The organism is Streptomyces niveiscabiei (assembly GCF_001419795.1).
GTDB lineage: Bacteria > Actinomycetota > Actinomycetes > Streptomycetales > Streptomycetaceae > Streptomyces > Streptomyces niveiscabiei.
The window spans coordinates 1-14,768 of the sequence record NZ_LIRL01000849.1; the positions used below are offsets into that span (position 1 = coordinate 1).

General features: G+C 72.4%; 15 protein-coding genes. All 15 read left to right on the plus strand.

The features are described 5' to 3' along the window. The first annotated feature begins 44 nt into the window (after positions 1-44). The gene (locus tag AOK24_RS35220) at positions 45-320 is read left to right on the plus strand and encodes an acyl carrier protein (protein WP_055724041.1); all 276 of its coding nucleotides are present in this window, start codon (positions 45-47) and stop codon (positions 318-320) included. A gap of 3 nt (positions 321-323) precedes the next feature. Further along, positions 324-1,058, plus strand: a complete 735-nt coding sequence (locus AOK24_RS35225) for an SDR family NAD(P)-dependent oxidoreductase (protein ID WP_063799568.1) — start codon at positions 324-326, stop codon at positions 1,056-1,058. A 26-nt stretch (positions 1,059-1,084) separates the two neighbouring features. Then, the gene (locus AOK24_RS35230) at positions 1,085-2,020 is read left to right on the plus strand and encodes an aromatase/cyclase (protein ID WP_055724043.1); all 936 of its coding nucleotides are present in this window, start codon (positions 1,085-1,087) and stop codon (positions 2,018-2,020) included. Further along, the gene (locus tag AOK24_RS35235) at positions 2,017-3,333 is read left to right on the plus strand and encodes an FAD-dependent monooxygenase (RefSeq protein WP_055724044.1); all 1,317 of its coding nucleotides are present in this window, start codon (positions 2,017-2,019) and stop codon (positions 3,331-3,333) included. Before AOK24_RS35230 ends, AOK24_RS35235 begins: the two co-directional genes overlap by 4 nt. 2 nt (positions 3,334-3,335) lie before the next feature. Beyond that, positions 3,336-4,034 carry an antibiotic biosynthesis monooxygenase family protein gene (locus AOK24_RS35240; RefSeq protein ID WP_055724045.1) on the plus strand — a complete coding sequence of 233 codons (699 nt, stop codon included), beginning with the start codon at positions 3,336-3,338 and terminating at the stop codon, positions 4,032-4,034. Further along, positions 4,031-5,521, plus strand: a complete 1,491-nt coding sequence (locus AOK24_RS35245) for an FAD-dependent monooxygenase (protein ID WP_055724046.1) — start codon at positions 4,031-4,033, stop codon at positions 5,519-5,521. Before AOK24_RS35240 ends, AOK24_RS35245 begins: the two co-directional genes overlap by 4 nt. Continuing rightward, a complete protein-coding gene (locus AOK24_RS35250; RefSeq protein ID WP_055724047.1) occupies positions 5,518-5,961 on the plus strand; it encodes a nuclear transport factor 2 family protein in 444 nt (147 codons plus the stop codon). Before AOK24_RS35245 ends, AOK24_RS35250 begins: the two co-directional genes overlap by 4 nt. A gap of 157 nt (positions 5,962-6,118) precedes the next feature. Further along, on the plus strand, positions 6,119-7,141 hold the full coding sequence (locus tag AOK24_RS35255) for a methyltransferase (RefSeq protein WP_055724048.1): 1,023 nt from the start codon (positions 6,119-6,121) through the stop codon (positions 7,139-7,141). Between the two features lie 85 nt (positions 7,142-7,226). After that, positions 7,227-8,144 (plus strand): LLM class flavin-dependent oxidoreductase, encoded by a 918-nt coding sequence (locus tag AOK24_RS35260; RefSeq protein WP_055724049.1) that lies wholly within the window; start codon positions 7,227-7,229, stop codon positions 8,142-8,144. After that, positions 8,141-8,374, plus strand: a complete 234-nt coding sequence (locus AOK24_RS48865; protein ID WP_159052094.1) for a hypothetical protein — start codon at positions 8,141-8,143, stop codon at positions 8,372-8,374. The genes AOK24_RS35260 and AOK24_RS48865 overlap by 4 nt, the downstream gene beginning before the upstream one ends. A gap of 39 nt (positions 8,375-8,413) precedes the next feature. Further along, the gene (locus AOK24_RS35265) at positions 8,414-10,021 is read left to right on the plus strand and encodes an ABC transporter substrate-binding protein (protein ID WP_079057157.1); all 1,608 of its coding nucleotides are present in this window, start codon (positions 8,414-8,416) and stop codon (positions 10,019-10,021) included. 12 nt (positions 10,022-10,033) lie between these two features. Further along, entirely contained in the window at positions 10,034-10,993 is a 960-nt protein-coding gene (locus AOK24_RS35270; protein WP_055724051.1) for an ABC transporter permease, read from the plus strand. Further along, complete coding sequence (locus AOK24_RS35275) at positions 10,990-11,859, plus strand: ABC transporter permease (RefSeq protein ID WP_055724052.1); 870 nt, start codon at positions 10,990-10,992, stop codon at positions 11,857-11,859. The genes AOK24_RS35270 and AOK24_RS35275 overlap by 4 nt, the downstream gene beginning before the upstream one ends. Next, a complete protein-coding gene (locus AOK24_RS35280; protein WP_055724053.1) occupies positions 11,856-13,889 on the plus strand; it encodes a dipeptide ABC transporter ATP-binding protein in 2,034 nt (677 codons plus the stop codon). The genes AOK24_RS35275 and AOK24_RS35280 overlap by 4 nt, the downstream gene beginning before the upstream one ends. Continuing rightward, positions 13,880-14,768, plus strand: an 889-nt coding sequence (locus tag AOK24_RS35285) for an LLM class flavin-dependent oxidoreductase (protein ID WP_079057158.1), incomplete at its 3' end; no start/stop codon positions are given. The genes AOK24_RS35280 and AOK24_RS35285, both read left to right, overlap by 10 nt.

The window sequence follows — 14,768 nt, forward strand, 5'->3', positions numbered from 1 at the left end:
CCCCGAAAGCCCCTGAAAGTCCCCCCACCCGAAAGGAACTCCCCTTGTCCGCCGACAAGTTCACCCTCGCCGACCTCAAACGCATCCTCCTCGAAGCCGCCGGCGCCGAAGAAGGCGTGGACCTCGACGGCGACGTCCTCGACACCGACTTCACCGCGCTGGGCTACGAGTCGCTGGCCCTCCTGGAGACCGGCGGCCGGATCGAGCGCGCGTACGGCATCACCCTGGACGACGACGTCCTCACCGACACGCTGACCCCGCGCGCCCTCATCGGCGTCGTCAACGACCTGCTGACCGTCTCGCCCGGGAGGACCCGATGANNCATCGGCCTCGCCGTCGCCCGGCTCCTCGCCGGACAGGGGCACCGCGTGTTCATCGGCGCCCGCGACGCCGACCACGTCGAGACCACCGTCAAGGAACTCCTCGCCGAGGGCCTCGACGTGGACGGCACGACCGTCGACGTCCGCGACCCCGAAGCCGTACGGCACTTCGTGCGCGCCGCCGTCGAGCGGTTCGGCACGATCGACGTCCTCGTCAACAACGCGGGCCGCTCCGGCGGCGGCGTCACCGCCGACCTCCCCGACGAACTGTGGGAGGACGTCATCGAGACCAACCTGACCAGCGTCTTCCGCCTGACCCGCGAGGTCCTCACGGCCGGCGGGCTGCGCCACAAGGACCGGGGCCGCATCATCAACATCGCCTCCACGGCAGGCAAGCAGGGCGTGGTCCTGGGAGCGCCGTACTCGGCGTCCAAGCACGGCGTCGTCGGCTTCACCAAGGCCCTCGGCAACGAACTGGCGCCGACCGGGATCACCGTCAACGCCGTGTGCCCCGGGTACGTCGAGACGCCGATGGCGCAGCGGGTGCGCCAGGGGTACGCCGCCGCCTACGACACCACCGAGGACGCGATCCTGGAGAAGTTCCAGGCGAAGATCCCCCTCGGCCGCTACTCCACCCCCGACGAGGTCGCGGGTCTGGTCGGCTACCTCGCCTCCGACACGGCCGCCTCGATCACGGCCCAGGCCCTCAACGTCTGCGGCGGACTCGGCAACTTCTGACCCACCCACCCCGAGGAGTCACGACCATGACGACCCGTGAGGTCGAGCACGAGATCACCGTCGCAGCGCCCGCCGAGGCCGTCTACCGCCTCATCGCCGAGGTGGAGAACTGGCCCCGGATCTTCCCGCCCACGATCCACGTCGACCAGGTCGAGCACGGCGGCGGCGAGGAACGGATCCGGATCTGGGCCACGGCGAACGGCGAGGCGAAGAACTGGACCTCCCGCCGCACCCTGGATCCGCACGCACGGCGGATCACGTTCCGCCAGGAGGTCAGCGCCCCGCCGGTCGCCGCGATGGGCGGCGCCTGGATCATCGAACCCCTCGACGCCGGGCACGCGCGGGTCCGCCTCACCCACGACTACCGCGCGGTCGGCGACGACCCGGCCGGACTCGCCTGGATCGACGAGGCCGTGGACCGCAACAGCCGCTCCGAACTCGCCGCCCTGCGCACCAACGTCGAGGCCGCGCACGCCGCCGCCGACCTCACCTTCTCCTTCACCGACAGCGTCACCGCCACCGGCCGCGCCAAGGACCTCTACGCGTTCATCGACGAGGCCGGGCTGTGGGCCGAACGCCTCCCGCACGTCGCGTCCGTACGCCTCACCGAGGACACCCCCGGCCTCCAGACCCTGGAGATGGACACCCGCGCCAAGGACGGCTCCACGCACACCACCAAGTCGTACCGCGTGACCTTCCCCCACCACCGCATCGCCTACAAGCAGGTCACCCTGCCCGCGCTGATGACCCTGCACACCGGGGTGTGGACGTTCGAGGAGACGTCGGACGGCACGGTCGCCTCCTCCCAGCACACCGTCACCCTCAACACCGCGAACATCGCCGCCGTCCTCGGCGCCGAGGCGACCGTCGACGACGCCCGCTCCTACGTCCACACCGCCCTGTCCACCAACAGCCTCGCCACCCTCGGCCACGCCAAGGCGTACGCCGAGAAACGGTCATGACCGCACCCGACACGGACGTCATCGTCGTCGGCGCGGGCCCCGTCGGCCTGCTGCTCGCCGGGGAACTGCGCCTCGGCGGCGCACGGGTCGTCGTCCTGGAACGCCTGGCAGCCCCCACCACCGAGTCCCGCGCCTCCACCCTGCACGCCCGCACCATGGAGATCTTCGACAGCCGGGGCCTGTGGGACGGCGCCGACAGCCCGGCGAGCGACCCGCGCGGCCACTTCGCCGGCCTCCCCCTCGACCTGACGCTCCCCGGCAGCAGGCCCGGCCTGTGGAAGCTCCCGCAGTACGACACCGAACGCCTCCTGGGCCGGTGGGCGCAGGGCCTGGGCGCCGACGTCCGGCGCGGCCACGAGGTACGGGCGGTCACCGACACGGGCGAGTACGTCGAGGTCGAGGCCGACAGCGGCGTCCTGCGCGCCGCCCACCTCGTCGCCTGCGACGGCCAGGACAGCACCGTACGCGGGCTCCTCGGCGCCGACTTCCCCGGCCACGACGCACGCCGCGAGCTGCTGCGGGCCGACGTCGACGGCATCGACGTACCCGACCGGCGCTTCGAACGCCTCCCGGACGGGCTGGCCATCGCCGCGCGCCGCGCGGACGGGGTGACCCGGGTGATGGTGCACGAGCACGGCGCACCCGTCCCCGTACGGACCGGCGCTCCCGCCTACGACGAGATCGTGCGCGCCTGGAAGCGGGTCACCGGCGAGGACATCAGCGGCGGAACCCCCTTGTGGGTGAACGCCTTCGACGACACCACCCGCCAGCTCACCCACTACCGGCACGGCCGCGTCCTGTTCGCCGGGGACGCCGCGCACCGGCAGCCGCCCATCGGCGGACAGGCCCTCAACCTCGGCCTCGCCGACGCCTTCAACCTGGGCTGGAAGCTCGCCGCCGAGGTCACCGGCCGCGCCCACGTCCTCGACACCTACCACGCCGAACGCCACCCGGCCGGCGCGCGCACCCTGGCCACGATCGAGGCGCAGGCGACGCTGCTGTTCGGCGGCCCCGAGGTCGACCCGGTCCGCGCGCTGCTCACCGAACTGCTCGCCCACGAACCGGTCCGCGCCCACCTCGCCGCGACGGTCGGCGGCCTGGACACCGGCGTACACCTCCCGCACCTGACGCACCCCGGCCGGGGACTGCTCCTCGGACCCGGCGCCCCTTTGGACCGCGACCTCCCCCACGCGCACGCCGAGACCTGGACCTTGTTGCGGCCCGACGGCCACGTCGTGTGGCAGGACCCGGACCAGGCGCCGCCGCCCGAGGTGTACGACCGCTGGTTCGGACCCGCCCGAAAGGAACCCTGACCATGCCGCTGATCCGACCCGACGACGGCTACCTGACCGTCTTCAACCTCTTCGAGACGGACACCCGACCCCTCCAGGACGACGTCCTCGACGCGATGCGCGACATCATCGACCACGCCGACTACCCCGGCTGGATCTCCTCCACCCTCCACTCCGGCGTGGACGAACCGGGAACCGTCAACTACATCCAGTGGCGCAGCGCCGCCGACCTCCAGGCCCGCTACGAGGGACAGAAGTTCCAGCAGAAGACGGTGCCGCTCTTCCACAAACTCGCCCGCACCGTACGCCTGTTGAAGACCGAACTCGCCTTCACCCAGCACCACCCCGCGCTCGGCGACGGCATCGAGATCTCCCCGGAACGCGACGACTACACCGTGGTCATCGTCCTCGACACCCGGCCCGAGGACCAGAAGGACCTCCTGGAGACCCTCGCCAAGCCCGACGAGTGGATCACGACGGTCCCCGGCTACCGCTCGCACACCTACTTCCGTGGCGTGGACGGCACGTTCATCGTCAACTACGCCCAGTGGGACGGGAAAGAGGCGTACGACGCGTTCCACACACTGCCCGAGGAGCAGCGGCCCGCCGACATCCGTACGGGGCGGGAGCGGGCGCGTTCCCTCGTCACCGGGCGGCAGGCCAACACGTACCGGGTGACGCACTCGCGGTCTGCTCGGTCCGTGACGGACGCGCCGGCATGAGCGACACGGACGTCATCGTCGTCGGCGCGGGGCCGACCGGGCTGATGCTCGCCGCTGAACTGCGGCTGGGCGGGGCCCGGGTGACGGTCGTCGAGCGGCTGGCTCAACCCACCGGACAGTCACGGGGGTTGGGGTTCACGGCGCGTGCCATGGAGGCGTTCGACCAGCGGGGGTTGCTGCCGCGGTTCGGGTCTCCGGAGATCAGTCCTGTCGGTCACTTCGGTGGGGTGCGGTTCGATTACACGGTTCTGCCGGGTGCGCACTTCGGCGCGCGGGGGATACCCCAGTCGCGTACGGAAGCGGTGCTGGAGGCGTGGGCGGGGGAACTCGGTGCCGTCATTCAACGAGGGTGGGAGTTCACGGAGTTGACGGCCGACGACGCGTCCGTGTCGGTCGCCGTACGGACTCCCTCCGGGCCGCGCCAGGTGCGCGCCGCCTACCTCGTCGGCGCCGACGGCGGGCACAGCGCGGTGCGGGAGGCCGCCGGGATCGGGTTTCCCGGCACGCCCGCGTCCCGCGTGATGTACCTCGCGGACGTGGTCGGCCGTTCGCTGCGGCCCCGGCCGCTCGGGGAGCGCCTCGACCACGGCATGGTGATGGCGGCACCCCTCACCGACACCGTGGACCGGATCATCGTCTGCCCCGACGGGGCACCGCCCCGCGAGGACGCGGCGCCCGTGACGTTCGCCGAGGTCGCGGACGCCTGGCTCCGGCTCACCGGCGAGGACATCTCCGACGCCGGCACCGAGTGGGTCAGCTCCTTCACCGACGCCACCCGGCAGGCGGCCACCTACCGCAAGGGCCGGGTCCTGGTCGCCGGGGACGCCGCGCACATCCACCTCCCGGCCGGCGGCCAGGGCATGAGCACCGGCATCCTGGACGCCTTCAACCTGGGCTGGAAGCTCGCCGCCGAGGTCACCGGGCGCGCCCATCTCCTCGACACCTACCACGCCGAACGCCACCCGGCCGGCGCCCGGCTGCTGCTCAACACCCGGGCGCAGGGCACGGTGTTCCTCGGCGGGCGGGAGTCCGACCCGCTGCGCGCGCTGTTCGCCGAACTCATCGAGCACGACGACGTGAAACGGCATCTGGCCGGGGCCGTCAGCGGTCTCGACGTGCGCTACGACCTCGGCGACGGCCACCCCCTCGCGGGCCGCCGCGTCGCACCCCGCGTCCTGACCGGACCGGCGGGGGAGACCACGGTCGCCGAACTCCTGCACCCCGCGCGCGGCGTCCTCCTCGACCTCGCCGACGACCCCGCCCTTCGGGCGGCAGCCGCACCCTGGCACGACCGGGTCACCGTCACCACCGCCACCCCGAAGCCCGCCGACGGCCCCGACGACGACCTGCGCGGCCTGCACACCCTGCTGATCCGCCCCGACGGACACGCCGCCTGGGCCTCGGACACGCCGGACACCGAGGGGCTCAGCGCCGCGCTGCACCGGTGGTTCGGGGCGCCCTCCGACCGAAAGGCAGCACCGGCATGAGCACCGACGACTTTGTGGGCGCCTTGAGAGACCGCGCCGACCTCACCGCCCTCGCCGACCGCTACGTCACCCACCTCGACCGCGACCGCCACCGCGACGACTGGTTCGGCGAGGTCTTCACCGACGACGTCCACCTCACCTTCCCCATGGGCGAGTACAAGGGGACCGCCGGCCTCACCGAGTTCCAGGAACTCGCCCGCACCACCTTCGAACGCACCCACCACACCGCCACCAACTACACCATCGACCTCGACGGCGACCGCGCCACGATCCACGCGCACCTCACCGCCGTCCACGTCCGCCAGGCCGCCGCCCCCGCCGAGCACTTCACCATCGGCGGCCACTACGAGGCCGGTGCCGTCCGGACCGCCGACGGCTGGCGCATCCAGCGGTTCGTGTTCGACCTCGTGTGGCACGCGGGCCGGGCGCCGGGCCACTGACCTCGCGAGTTGACAGAGATCTGACGTACCGCGCAAAGACCTGACATCGACGCGTCTTGTACGGCCCGACCGGCCCCAACAGACTTGATCCGGGCCTGTCGGTGTGTCCCGGTCGGACCCCACCGGCCACTCCCGCCGCCCAGTGAGGAACCCCGTCATGCCCCCTGGCACCAGCGAACTCCCCCTGACCGCACAGGTGTTGCAGATCATCACGGCCGGCTGGCTCGCCCAGGCGGTCAGCGCGACCGCCGAACTCGGCGTCGCCGACACGCTCGCCGACGGACCCCGTGCGCTTGCCGAGATCGCCGCCGCGACCGACACCCACGCGCCCAGCCTCTACCGGCTGCTGCGGGCCGGCGCCGACATCGGCCTGTTCACCGAACACGACGACAAGGTCTTCGAGCTGACGCCGCTCGGCGACACCCTGCGCACCGACAGCCCGGCCAGCCTGCGCAACTTCGCGATCTGGACCGGCCTGCCCGCCGAGCGGTACGCCTGGGCCGGGCTCGCGGACGCCGTCCGCACCGGGCACACCGCGTTCCCCGAGGTGCTCGGGAAATCCGTCTGGGACTACCTCCACGACCACCCCGAGGTGCTCGGCGTCTTCGACCGGGCCATGACCGAGGCGTCCCGGCAGATCATCGCGCCCGTCGTCGCCGCGTACGACTTCGGGCGGTTCGGGACGGTCGTCGACGCGGGGGGCGGGCGGGGCGCGCTCCTCGCCGCCGTCCTCGCCTCGGCGCCAGGTGCCCGGGGGATCCTCTACGACCGCCCCGAGGTCATCGCCTCCGCCGGGCAGCCGCTGCGGGACGCCGGGGTCGCGGAGCGGGCCGAACTGGTCGCCGGGGACTTCTTCGAGTCCGTGCCGGGTGGCGCCGATGCCGTGATCTTCTCCAACATCCTGCACGACTGGGACGACGAGCAGTCCCGGCGGATTCTCGTCAACGCGCGGGAGGCGCTGGCCGAGGGCGGGCATGTGCTGCTCGTCGAGGCGGTGCTGCCGGACCGGCCGCGCCCCACGCCGACCGTCTCGCTGATGGACCTCGACATGCTCGTCGTCGCCGGGGGACAGCAGCGCACCGCCGCCGAGTTCGCGGCACTGCTCGCCGACGCGGGGCTGAAGCTCACGCGGATCGTGCCGGGCGGCCATTGCAGCGTCGTCGAGGCCGTCCGGGCCTGATCTTTTCCAGCGGGCGCCAGGTCTCCAACTCCCTTACGCCGTCCCGATGTTCCGTCCCGATGTTCCGTACCGAGGAAAGAAGCTCATGACAGAACGGCTCGCACGCAAGCTGTGGTTCGGGGTCGGACCCGGGGTCGCCGTCGCCGACGCGGCGGGTGTCGTCCAGCGGGTCGAGTACGCCGACCGGGCAGGGCTCGACTTCTTCGCGCTGTCCGACCACCCGTACTACGGGGACCGGCTGGAGGCGTACGGGGCGCTCGGGCTGCTGCTCGGGCGGACCCGGAACATCACCGGCGTCACGACCGTCACCAACCTGCCCACGCGGCCCGTGCCGTTGCTGGCCCGCACCCTGTCGACGCTGTCCGCGCTCTCCGGGGGGCGGGTCGTGCTCGGGATCGGCGCGGGGGGTTACTGGGACGACATCGAGCGCTTCGGGGCCGTACGTCTTGAGCCGGCCGCCGCCGTGCGTGCGCTGGAGGAAGCGGTCGGGCTGGTACGGGAGTTGTCCGGCGGTGGGACGCGACCCGTCACCCTGTCCGGCGAGTTCAGCCGGATCGTCGGACTAGACCCCGCGCCGGTTCCCGCACCGCTGATCTGGACAGGGTCCGTCGGCCCCAAGTCCCTTGCAGTAACCGGGCGTTCGGCCGACGGTTGGATTCCCGGGAACGCGGCGGACTGGCACAGCGAGCGGTACCGCACGTCGCGGCCGATCGTCGACGAGGCCGCCCTGGCCGCCGGGCGCGATCCCGCCGACATCGTGACCGTCTTCAACCTCCCGGCCCGGATCACCGACACCCCCATCAACACGCCCCGCGACACCTCCGGCCGGTGGCTCGGAGGCTCCGTCGACCAGTGGATCACCGAACTGACCGAAGCCGTCCTCGAACACGGCGCCTCCGGGTTCGTCTACTACGCCTCCGGCGACCCCTCAGGCCAGACCGGCCTCGCCCGCTGGGCCGAGGAAATCGCGCCAGCGGTCCGCGAGGCGGTCGCCAAAGGGTGACCGCCCATGAGCCGACCGCCGACGGGCCGACTGCCCGCGAGCCGCTCGCCGGAGGCTGGCCGCCCGGCAAGTCGTCCGCTGATGGACGGCTGCGGCTGATGGCCGGCCGTCCGGCAGGCGCCTTCCGGGAGTCGGTCGTCCGGAGAGTCGCCCGTCGGCGGCCGGCCGTCCGTCGGAAGCCGGACGCCCGCCGAGCAACAGCCGTCCGTGAAGCGGTCGTCGAGGAATGACAGAGTCCATCCCGCTCCTCACCGAGAGAGGTTCCCGAGATGTCCACCAGAAGCCCCCGACCGCGCCGCCGGCTCCGTCTCGCGGGTGCGCTGCTCGCGGTCGTCCTGCCCGTCGCCGCGTGTTCGGGCGGCGGAGGTGACTCGGGCGGCACGAGTGCCGGGGGTGCGCCGCGTGATGGGGGGACTCTGGTCGTGGGGAGCGAGGCCGATCCTGGGTGTCTCGATCCGCAGCAGACCGCGCAGGTCGGTGCCATCGACATCACCCGGTCAGTCGTCGACAGCCTTACCGCGCAGGACCCGAAGACCGGCAAGATCGTGCCCTGGTTGGCGAAGTCCTTCACCATGAGCCCGGACGGCAGCGCTTTCACCTTTGTTCTGCGCGACGATGCCACCTTCAGCGACGGCACGCCCGTCGATGCGACGGCGGTGAAGACGACGTTCGACAACCTGGTGAAGCTGCCCGCGAACGGCGCCCCCGCCTATCTGATCGGCTACCGGGGCACCATCGTCACCGACGCGCACACCTTCACCGTGAAGTTCAGGACGGCCAACGCCCAGTTCCTCCAGGCGAGTTCGACCGTCGGCCTCGGCATCATGGCCCCCTCGACGTTCACCGCGTCCACCGCCGACCGCTGCCGGGGCGAGTTCACCGGGTCGGGCCCGTACGTCCTGGACCACTACACCAGCAACCAGGAAGCCGTCCTGAAGAAACGGGCCGACTACGCGTGGCCCTCGTCCATCGCGAAGCATCAGGGCGCCGCCCGCCTCGACGCGGTGAAGTTCACCTTCGTCCCCGAGAGCGGCGCCCGCACAGGGGCCCTCTCCTCCGGGCAGGTCGACATCGCCAAGGCCCTCCAGCCCACCGACGAGGCCCAGTTCAAGGGCAACGGCTTCCGCGTCCTGTCCGCGCCCGCCCCCGGCCTCGTACCGCCCCTCTCCCTCAATCACCGGGGCATCCTCGCCGACCAGAAGGTCCGTGCCGCCCTTCTCAAGGGCATCGACCGGCAAGGACTCGTCGACTCCGTCCTCAGCGAGTCGTACCGGCCCGCGACCAGCGTGCTGTCCTCGACCACCCCCTACTACGCCGACTTCTCCGACAAGCTCCGCTACGACCCCCAGGGCGCAGAATCCCTTCTGGACAGCGCCGGTTGGACGAAGGGAGAGGACGGCATCAGGGAGAAGGACGGCAGGCCCCTTACCCTCACCTGGCTCGTCCCCGCGCCCATGCCGCCCGCCAATGAGGCCGTTCAGCAGCAGCTCCGGAAGATCGGCGTCGACGTGAGGCTGAAGCCCGTCGCCCCCGCCGTCTACGTCGAACAGCAGCAGAAGGGCGCCTTCGACCTGACCGCCGTAGGGGTCAGCCGCGCCGACCCCGACGTCCTGCGCACCATCTTCTACAGCAAGAGCGCCAACCTCTGGCACCTCCCGCCGAGCGAGCTGGACACGTACCTGGAGCAGGAGGCCGCCGCCACCGGCACGGCCGCCCGGCAGACCGCCGTCACGAACGCCGTGCGCCGGCTCCTCGACCACGCCGACACCGTCCCGCTCTACGAAGGCGCCCAGGTCCACGGCGTCTCCGACAAGGTGAAGGGGTTCACCCTCGACGCCTCCAACCGCTTCGACCTGTACGACACCTGGCTCGGCTGAGAGGCGGCGACTGTGCACACGGCCCGGTACGCGGCCACCCGGACACTGCGCGCGGTGTTCGTCGTCTGGGCCGCCTTCACCCTCACCTTCTTCGCCCTGCGCCTGCTGCCCGGCGACCCCGTCGCCCTCATGCTCAGCGGACGCGGCGGCTTCGCCGAACTCACCCCCGAACAGATCGCCCGGGCGCGGGCCGACCTCGGCTTCGACCGCCCGCTCCTCGCGCAGTACGCGTCCGCGCTCACCGACGCCCTCCACGGCGACCTCGGCTCCTCCCTCCAGACCGGGCAGCCGGTCGCCCGGATGATCGCCGACGCGATCCCCCCGACCCTCCAGGTCGGCACCCTCGCGCTGGTCCTCGCCCTCACCGCCGGCACGCTCCTCGCCGTCGCCGCGAACCTCACCGCCAGCCCTCTCCTGCGCCAACTCCTGCGCTCCGTCCCCTCGTTCGCCGTCTCCCTGCCCTCCTTCTGGGTCGGCCTAGTCCTCATCCAGCTCCTGTCCTTCCGCTGGCACCTCTTCCCCGCCCTCGGCGACAGCGGCCCCGGCAGCGTCGTCCTGCCCGCCTGCACCCTGGCCATCCCCGGCGCCGCGCTGGTCGCCCAAGTGCTCGGCAAGAGCCTCCACACGACCCTCCAGGAGCCGTACGCCGACACCGTCCGCGCCACCGGGGCGGGCAGGGCGCGGCTCCTGTTCGGCCACGGGCTGCGCAACGCGGCCGTGCCCGCAGCGACCGTCGCCGGGATGCTCGTCGGTTCGCTCATCGGGGGCGCGGTCGTCGTCGAGACGGTGTTCTCGCGGCCCGGCATGGGGCGGATCACACAGTCCGCCGTCTCCGCGCAGGACCTGCCGGTGGTGCAGGGGGTCGTGGTGGTCGCGGCGCTCGCCTTCGCGGTGGTGAACCTGGGGGTGGACCTGCTGTATCCGGTGCTCGATCCACGGATCCGGGCCACGGGACGGCTGGTGACGGCATGACGACGCCGTACCGGAAGCAGGAGGGTGCGCTCCCGTGGCGCCGCGTACGCCGCGTACTCGGTACGCCGCTGCGCTCTCCCGGCGCCACCCTCTCCGTCCTCGTGCTCGTGGTCGTCGTCGGCTGGGCCCTCGTACCCGACTGGTTCACGTCCCGCAGTGCCCTCACCGGGGTCCCGGCGGATCGGTTCCAGCCGCCCAGCGCTCAACACCTCTTCGGCACCGACCAGTTGGGCCGCGACATCTACGCCCGTGTCGTGCACGGCGCCGCTCTCTCGCTGCGTGCCACCGTCGCCGCCGTCCTCATCGCCCTCGGCGGAGGGGTGGTGCTCGGGCTCGTCGCCGGGTTCTTCGGGCGGCGCACGGACGCGGTCGTCATGCGCGTCGTCGAGGTGATGATGTCCGTGCCGCCCCTGCTGCTGTCTCTCACCCTCGTGACCGCGCTCGGCGTCGGTACCGGACAGATCGCCGTCGCGATCGGGGTCACCAGTGTCGCCGCGTTCACGCGCGTGATGCGGGCCGAGGTGCTGCGGGTGCGGGCCGCGCCGTACGTCGAGGCGGCGATCCTGTGCGGGGGGCGGTGGTGGCGGGTCCTGCCCCGCTACATCCTGCCGGCGGCCGTCGGGCCCGTACTGGCCCTCGCCGCCCTCGACTTCGGGCTGGTCGTCCTCGCGGTGTCCAGCCTGGGGTTCCTCGGGTACGGGGAGCCGCCGCCCGCGCCCGAATGGGGGGCGCTCGTCGCCGACGGGCGCAACTACCTGGCCACGGCGTGGTGGTTGACCACGTTGCCGAGTCTCACGGTGACGGGGGTCGTGCTGGCGGCGAACCGGTTGTCCCGGGTGCTGGAGTCAGAAGGGGGACACCGATGAAACCGACGGAGCCGGTGGAGGACATCGACGCACGTGTGGCGGGTTCGGTACGGGACCCGGCGTCCGTCGCCGCTCCGCTGCTGGTCGTCGAAGGGCTGCGGATCGGGTACCGCACCGCGAGCGGTACGCACCTCGCCGTCGACGGGCTCGACCTGAGCGCGCGGGCCGGGCAGATCACCGCCCTGGTGGGGGAGTCCGGGTCGGGCAAGAGCAGCACCGCGCACGCGCTGATCGGGCTGCTGCCCGCCGGCGGAACGGTGCTGGGCGGCTCCGTACGGCTCCAGGACGAGGAACTGACCGGGCTCGGCGAGCGGGCCTGGCGCGAGGTGCGCGGACGCCGGATCGGCCTGATCCCGCAGGACCCCGGCGTCAGCCTCGACCCCGTCAAGCCGGTCGGCGCGCAGGTCGCCGAGGTACTGCGGGTGCACGGCCTGGCCACACGCCGGGACGCGCCGGGCCGGGCCGTCGAGTCGCTGGCCGAGGCGGGCCTCCCCGACCCGGCAGGGCGCGCCCGCCAGTACCCCCACGAACTCTCCGGCGGCATGCGCCAGCGCGTCCTGATCGCGATCGCCACCGCAGCCCGCCCCCGCCTCCTGATCGCCGACGAACCCACCTCGGCACTGGACGTCACGGTCCAGCGCAGGCTCCTCGACCACCTCCAGAAACTCGTCACCACGACCGACACGGCGATGCTCCTGATCACGCACGACCTGGCGGTGGTGGCCGACCGCGCGCAGCACGTCGTGGTGATGTCCGAGGGGCGTGTGGTGGAGACGGGGCCGGTGGAGCGGGTGCTCACGCAGCCCCAACACCCGTACACGCGCGGCCTGTTGTCGGACGCACCGACGCTCGCGGCGCGGGCTTCACGCGGCTGGTCCCGCACGGCGGGTTCCCCATCCGTGAAGGCGGCCGGGTCCGGCGATACACCGGCTCTCGGCCGCCGTTCCGGCACGACCGGCTCCGCGCAGGCAGGGGCGGAGACAGGCGGGTCGGCGAACGGGCCCGGTGACGCACCGCCTGCCACGTCCGGCGTGTCCGGCAGCGTGCCGGTGGATGCGTCCGGCGACGTGCCGCCATGCGTGGCTCGGCCTCCGCGTCGCTCCCGTGCGGCTGCCGCCACGCCGGGGGAGGAACTCGGCGACGTACCAGCTCTCATCGGCCGGTCCCCCCGCCGCTCCCGCGCGGTCGACCCCGCGTCCGCCGACGCGCGCCAGGACTCGCCCCCACCCCTCCTGCGCGTCACCGGCCTCACCCGAGCCTTCCCCGTCCGAGGCTCCCTCCTGGCCCGGCGTCGTACCCGTACCGCCGTCGACGGTGTCGGGTTCGAGCTGGCGCGGGGTGAGACGCTCGGGCTCGTCGGGGAGTCCGGCTCGGGGAAGTCGACGACCGCGCGGATGGTCCTCGGGCTGGAGCGGGCCGACAGCGGGGCGGTGCTGCTGGACGGTGTCGATGTCACCGCTGTACGAGGGGCCGCCCGCAGGGCCCTGCACCGGCGGATTCAGCTCGTCTACCAGAATCCGTATGCCTCGCTGAATCCCCGGTTCACGGTGGGGGAACTGGTCACCGAGCCGTTGCGCAACCATCGGATCGGGAACCGGGCGCAGTGGGCCGGCACGGTGCGGCGGCTGCTCGACGACGTCGCGCTGCCGGCCGGGACGGAGCGGCGTAAGGCCGCCGAACTCTCCGGGGGGCAGCGGCAGCGTGTCGCCATCGCGCGGGCGCTCGCCCTCGGTCCTGAACTCCTCGTCTGCGACGAACCCGTCTCCGCGCTCGACGTCACCGTCCAGGCCCGCATCCTGGACCTGCTGGCCGGCCTCCAGGAACGGCACGGTCTGAGCTACCTGTTCATCTCCCACGACCTGGCTGTCGTCGCACAGGTCAGCGACCGGATCGCGGTGATGCGCGACGGCCGGATCGTGGAGAGCGGTCCCGCGGACGAACTGCTGCGGTCACCGCGACACCCCTACACCCGGGAGCTGCTGGCCGCCGTGCCCGGCAGCGGCACCACGAAGGACACTCCATGGAGCTAGGTCTCATCACCTTCGGCAGCCTCCTGCCCGACCCCCTCACCGGACAGGTCCTCACCCAGCAGCAGCGGCTGCGGGACGTGGTGCGGGCCGCGGCCGAGGCGGAACGCGCCGGGTTCGCCTGGTACACCGTCGGCGAACACCACTTCGGCGAACGGGACGTCATCCCCTCGCCCGCGCTCGTGCTCGCCGCGATCGCCGAGCACACCTCGACGATCCGCCTCGCCACGGGGACGACGCTCGTCGCCAACCGCGACCCCGTCCTCGTCGCCGAGGACTACGCCCTGGTCGACCTGCTGTCCGGCGGTCGGCTCGAACTCATCGCGGGCGCCTCCTTCTTCCCCGACCCGTACGCCGTGTTCGGCCAGGCGCCCGAGTCGAAGGCGGCCCGCAAACGCGAGAACACCGAGCTGCTGATCCGGCTGTGGACCGAGGAACACGTCACCTGGCAGGGCGAGTTCAGGCCGCCGCTGAACGACGTGACCGTCCAGCCGCGCCCGGTGCAGCCCAGGCCACCCCTGTGGATCAGCGGCGGCGTCGGCTCGGAGTCCGTCCAGCTCGCCGTGGAGCACGGGCTGCCGCTGGTCGTCGGCACGACCGCGCGCGAACCGGGCACGTTCGTACCGGTCTTCGACGCCTACCGCACGCTGTGGCGGGAGAGCGGCCGTACGGACCCGCCCGGCCGGCTCGGCGCCGCCAGCCACGTCTTCGTGGCGAAGTCCTCCCAGCGGGCCCGCACCCTGTGGGCCTCCTACATGAACAACTACCTGACCGTCCGCAAGCCCGGCACCACGCACACCACCACCCCGCCGGACTTCGACACCTACATCGGCGAGAACGGTCCCGCGATCTGCGGCAGCCCGGCCGAGGTCGTCGACAGAC

What these genes read in the sequence shown, in the direction of transcription:
- AOK24_RS35235 (WP_055724044.1), top strand. Translation starts at nt 2,017, where the DNA reads ATGACCGCACCCGACACGGACGTCATCGTCGTCGGCGCGGGCCCCGTC.
- AOK24_RS35245 (WP_055724046.1), top strand. Translation starts at nt 4,031, where the DNA reads ATGAGCGACACGGACGTCATCGTCGTCGGCGCGGGGCCGACCGGGCTG.
- AOK24_RS35265 (WP_079057157.1), top strand. Translation starts at nt 8,414, where the DNA reads ATGTCCACCAGAAGCCCCCGACCGCGCCGCCGGCTCCGTCTCGCGGGT.
- AOK24_RS35260 (WP_055724049.1), top strand. Translation starts at nt 7,227, where the DNA reads ATGACAGAACGGCTCGCACGCAAGCTGTGGTTCGGGGTCGGACCCGGG.
- AOK24_RS35280 (WP_055724053.1), top strand. Translation starts at nt 11,856, where the DNA reads ATGAAACCGACGGAGCCGGTGGAGGACATCGACGCACGTGTGGCGGGT.
- AOK24_RS35275 (WP_055724052.1), top strand. Translation starts at nt 10,990, where the DNA reads ATGACGACGCCGTACCGGAAGCAGGAGGGTGCGCTCCCGTGGCGCCGC.
- AOK24_RS35240 (WP_055724045.1), top strand. Translation starts at nt 3,336, where the DNA reads ATGCCGCTGATCCGACCCGACGACGGCTACCTGACCGTCTTCAACCTC.
- AOK24_RS35250 (WP_055724047.1), top strand. Translation starts at nt 5,518, where the DNA reads ATGAGCACCGACGACTTTGTGGGCGCCTTGAGAGACCGCGCCGACCTC.
- AOK24_RS35255 (WP_055724048.1), top strand. Translation starts at nt 6,119, where the DNA reads ATGCCCCCTGGCACCAGCGAACTCCCCCTGACCGCACAGGTGTTGCAG.
- AOK24_RS35230 (WP_055724043.1), top strand. Translation starts at nt 1,085, where the DNA reads ATGACGACCCGTGAGGTCGAGCACGAGATCACCGTCGCAGCGCCCGCC.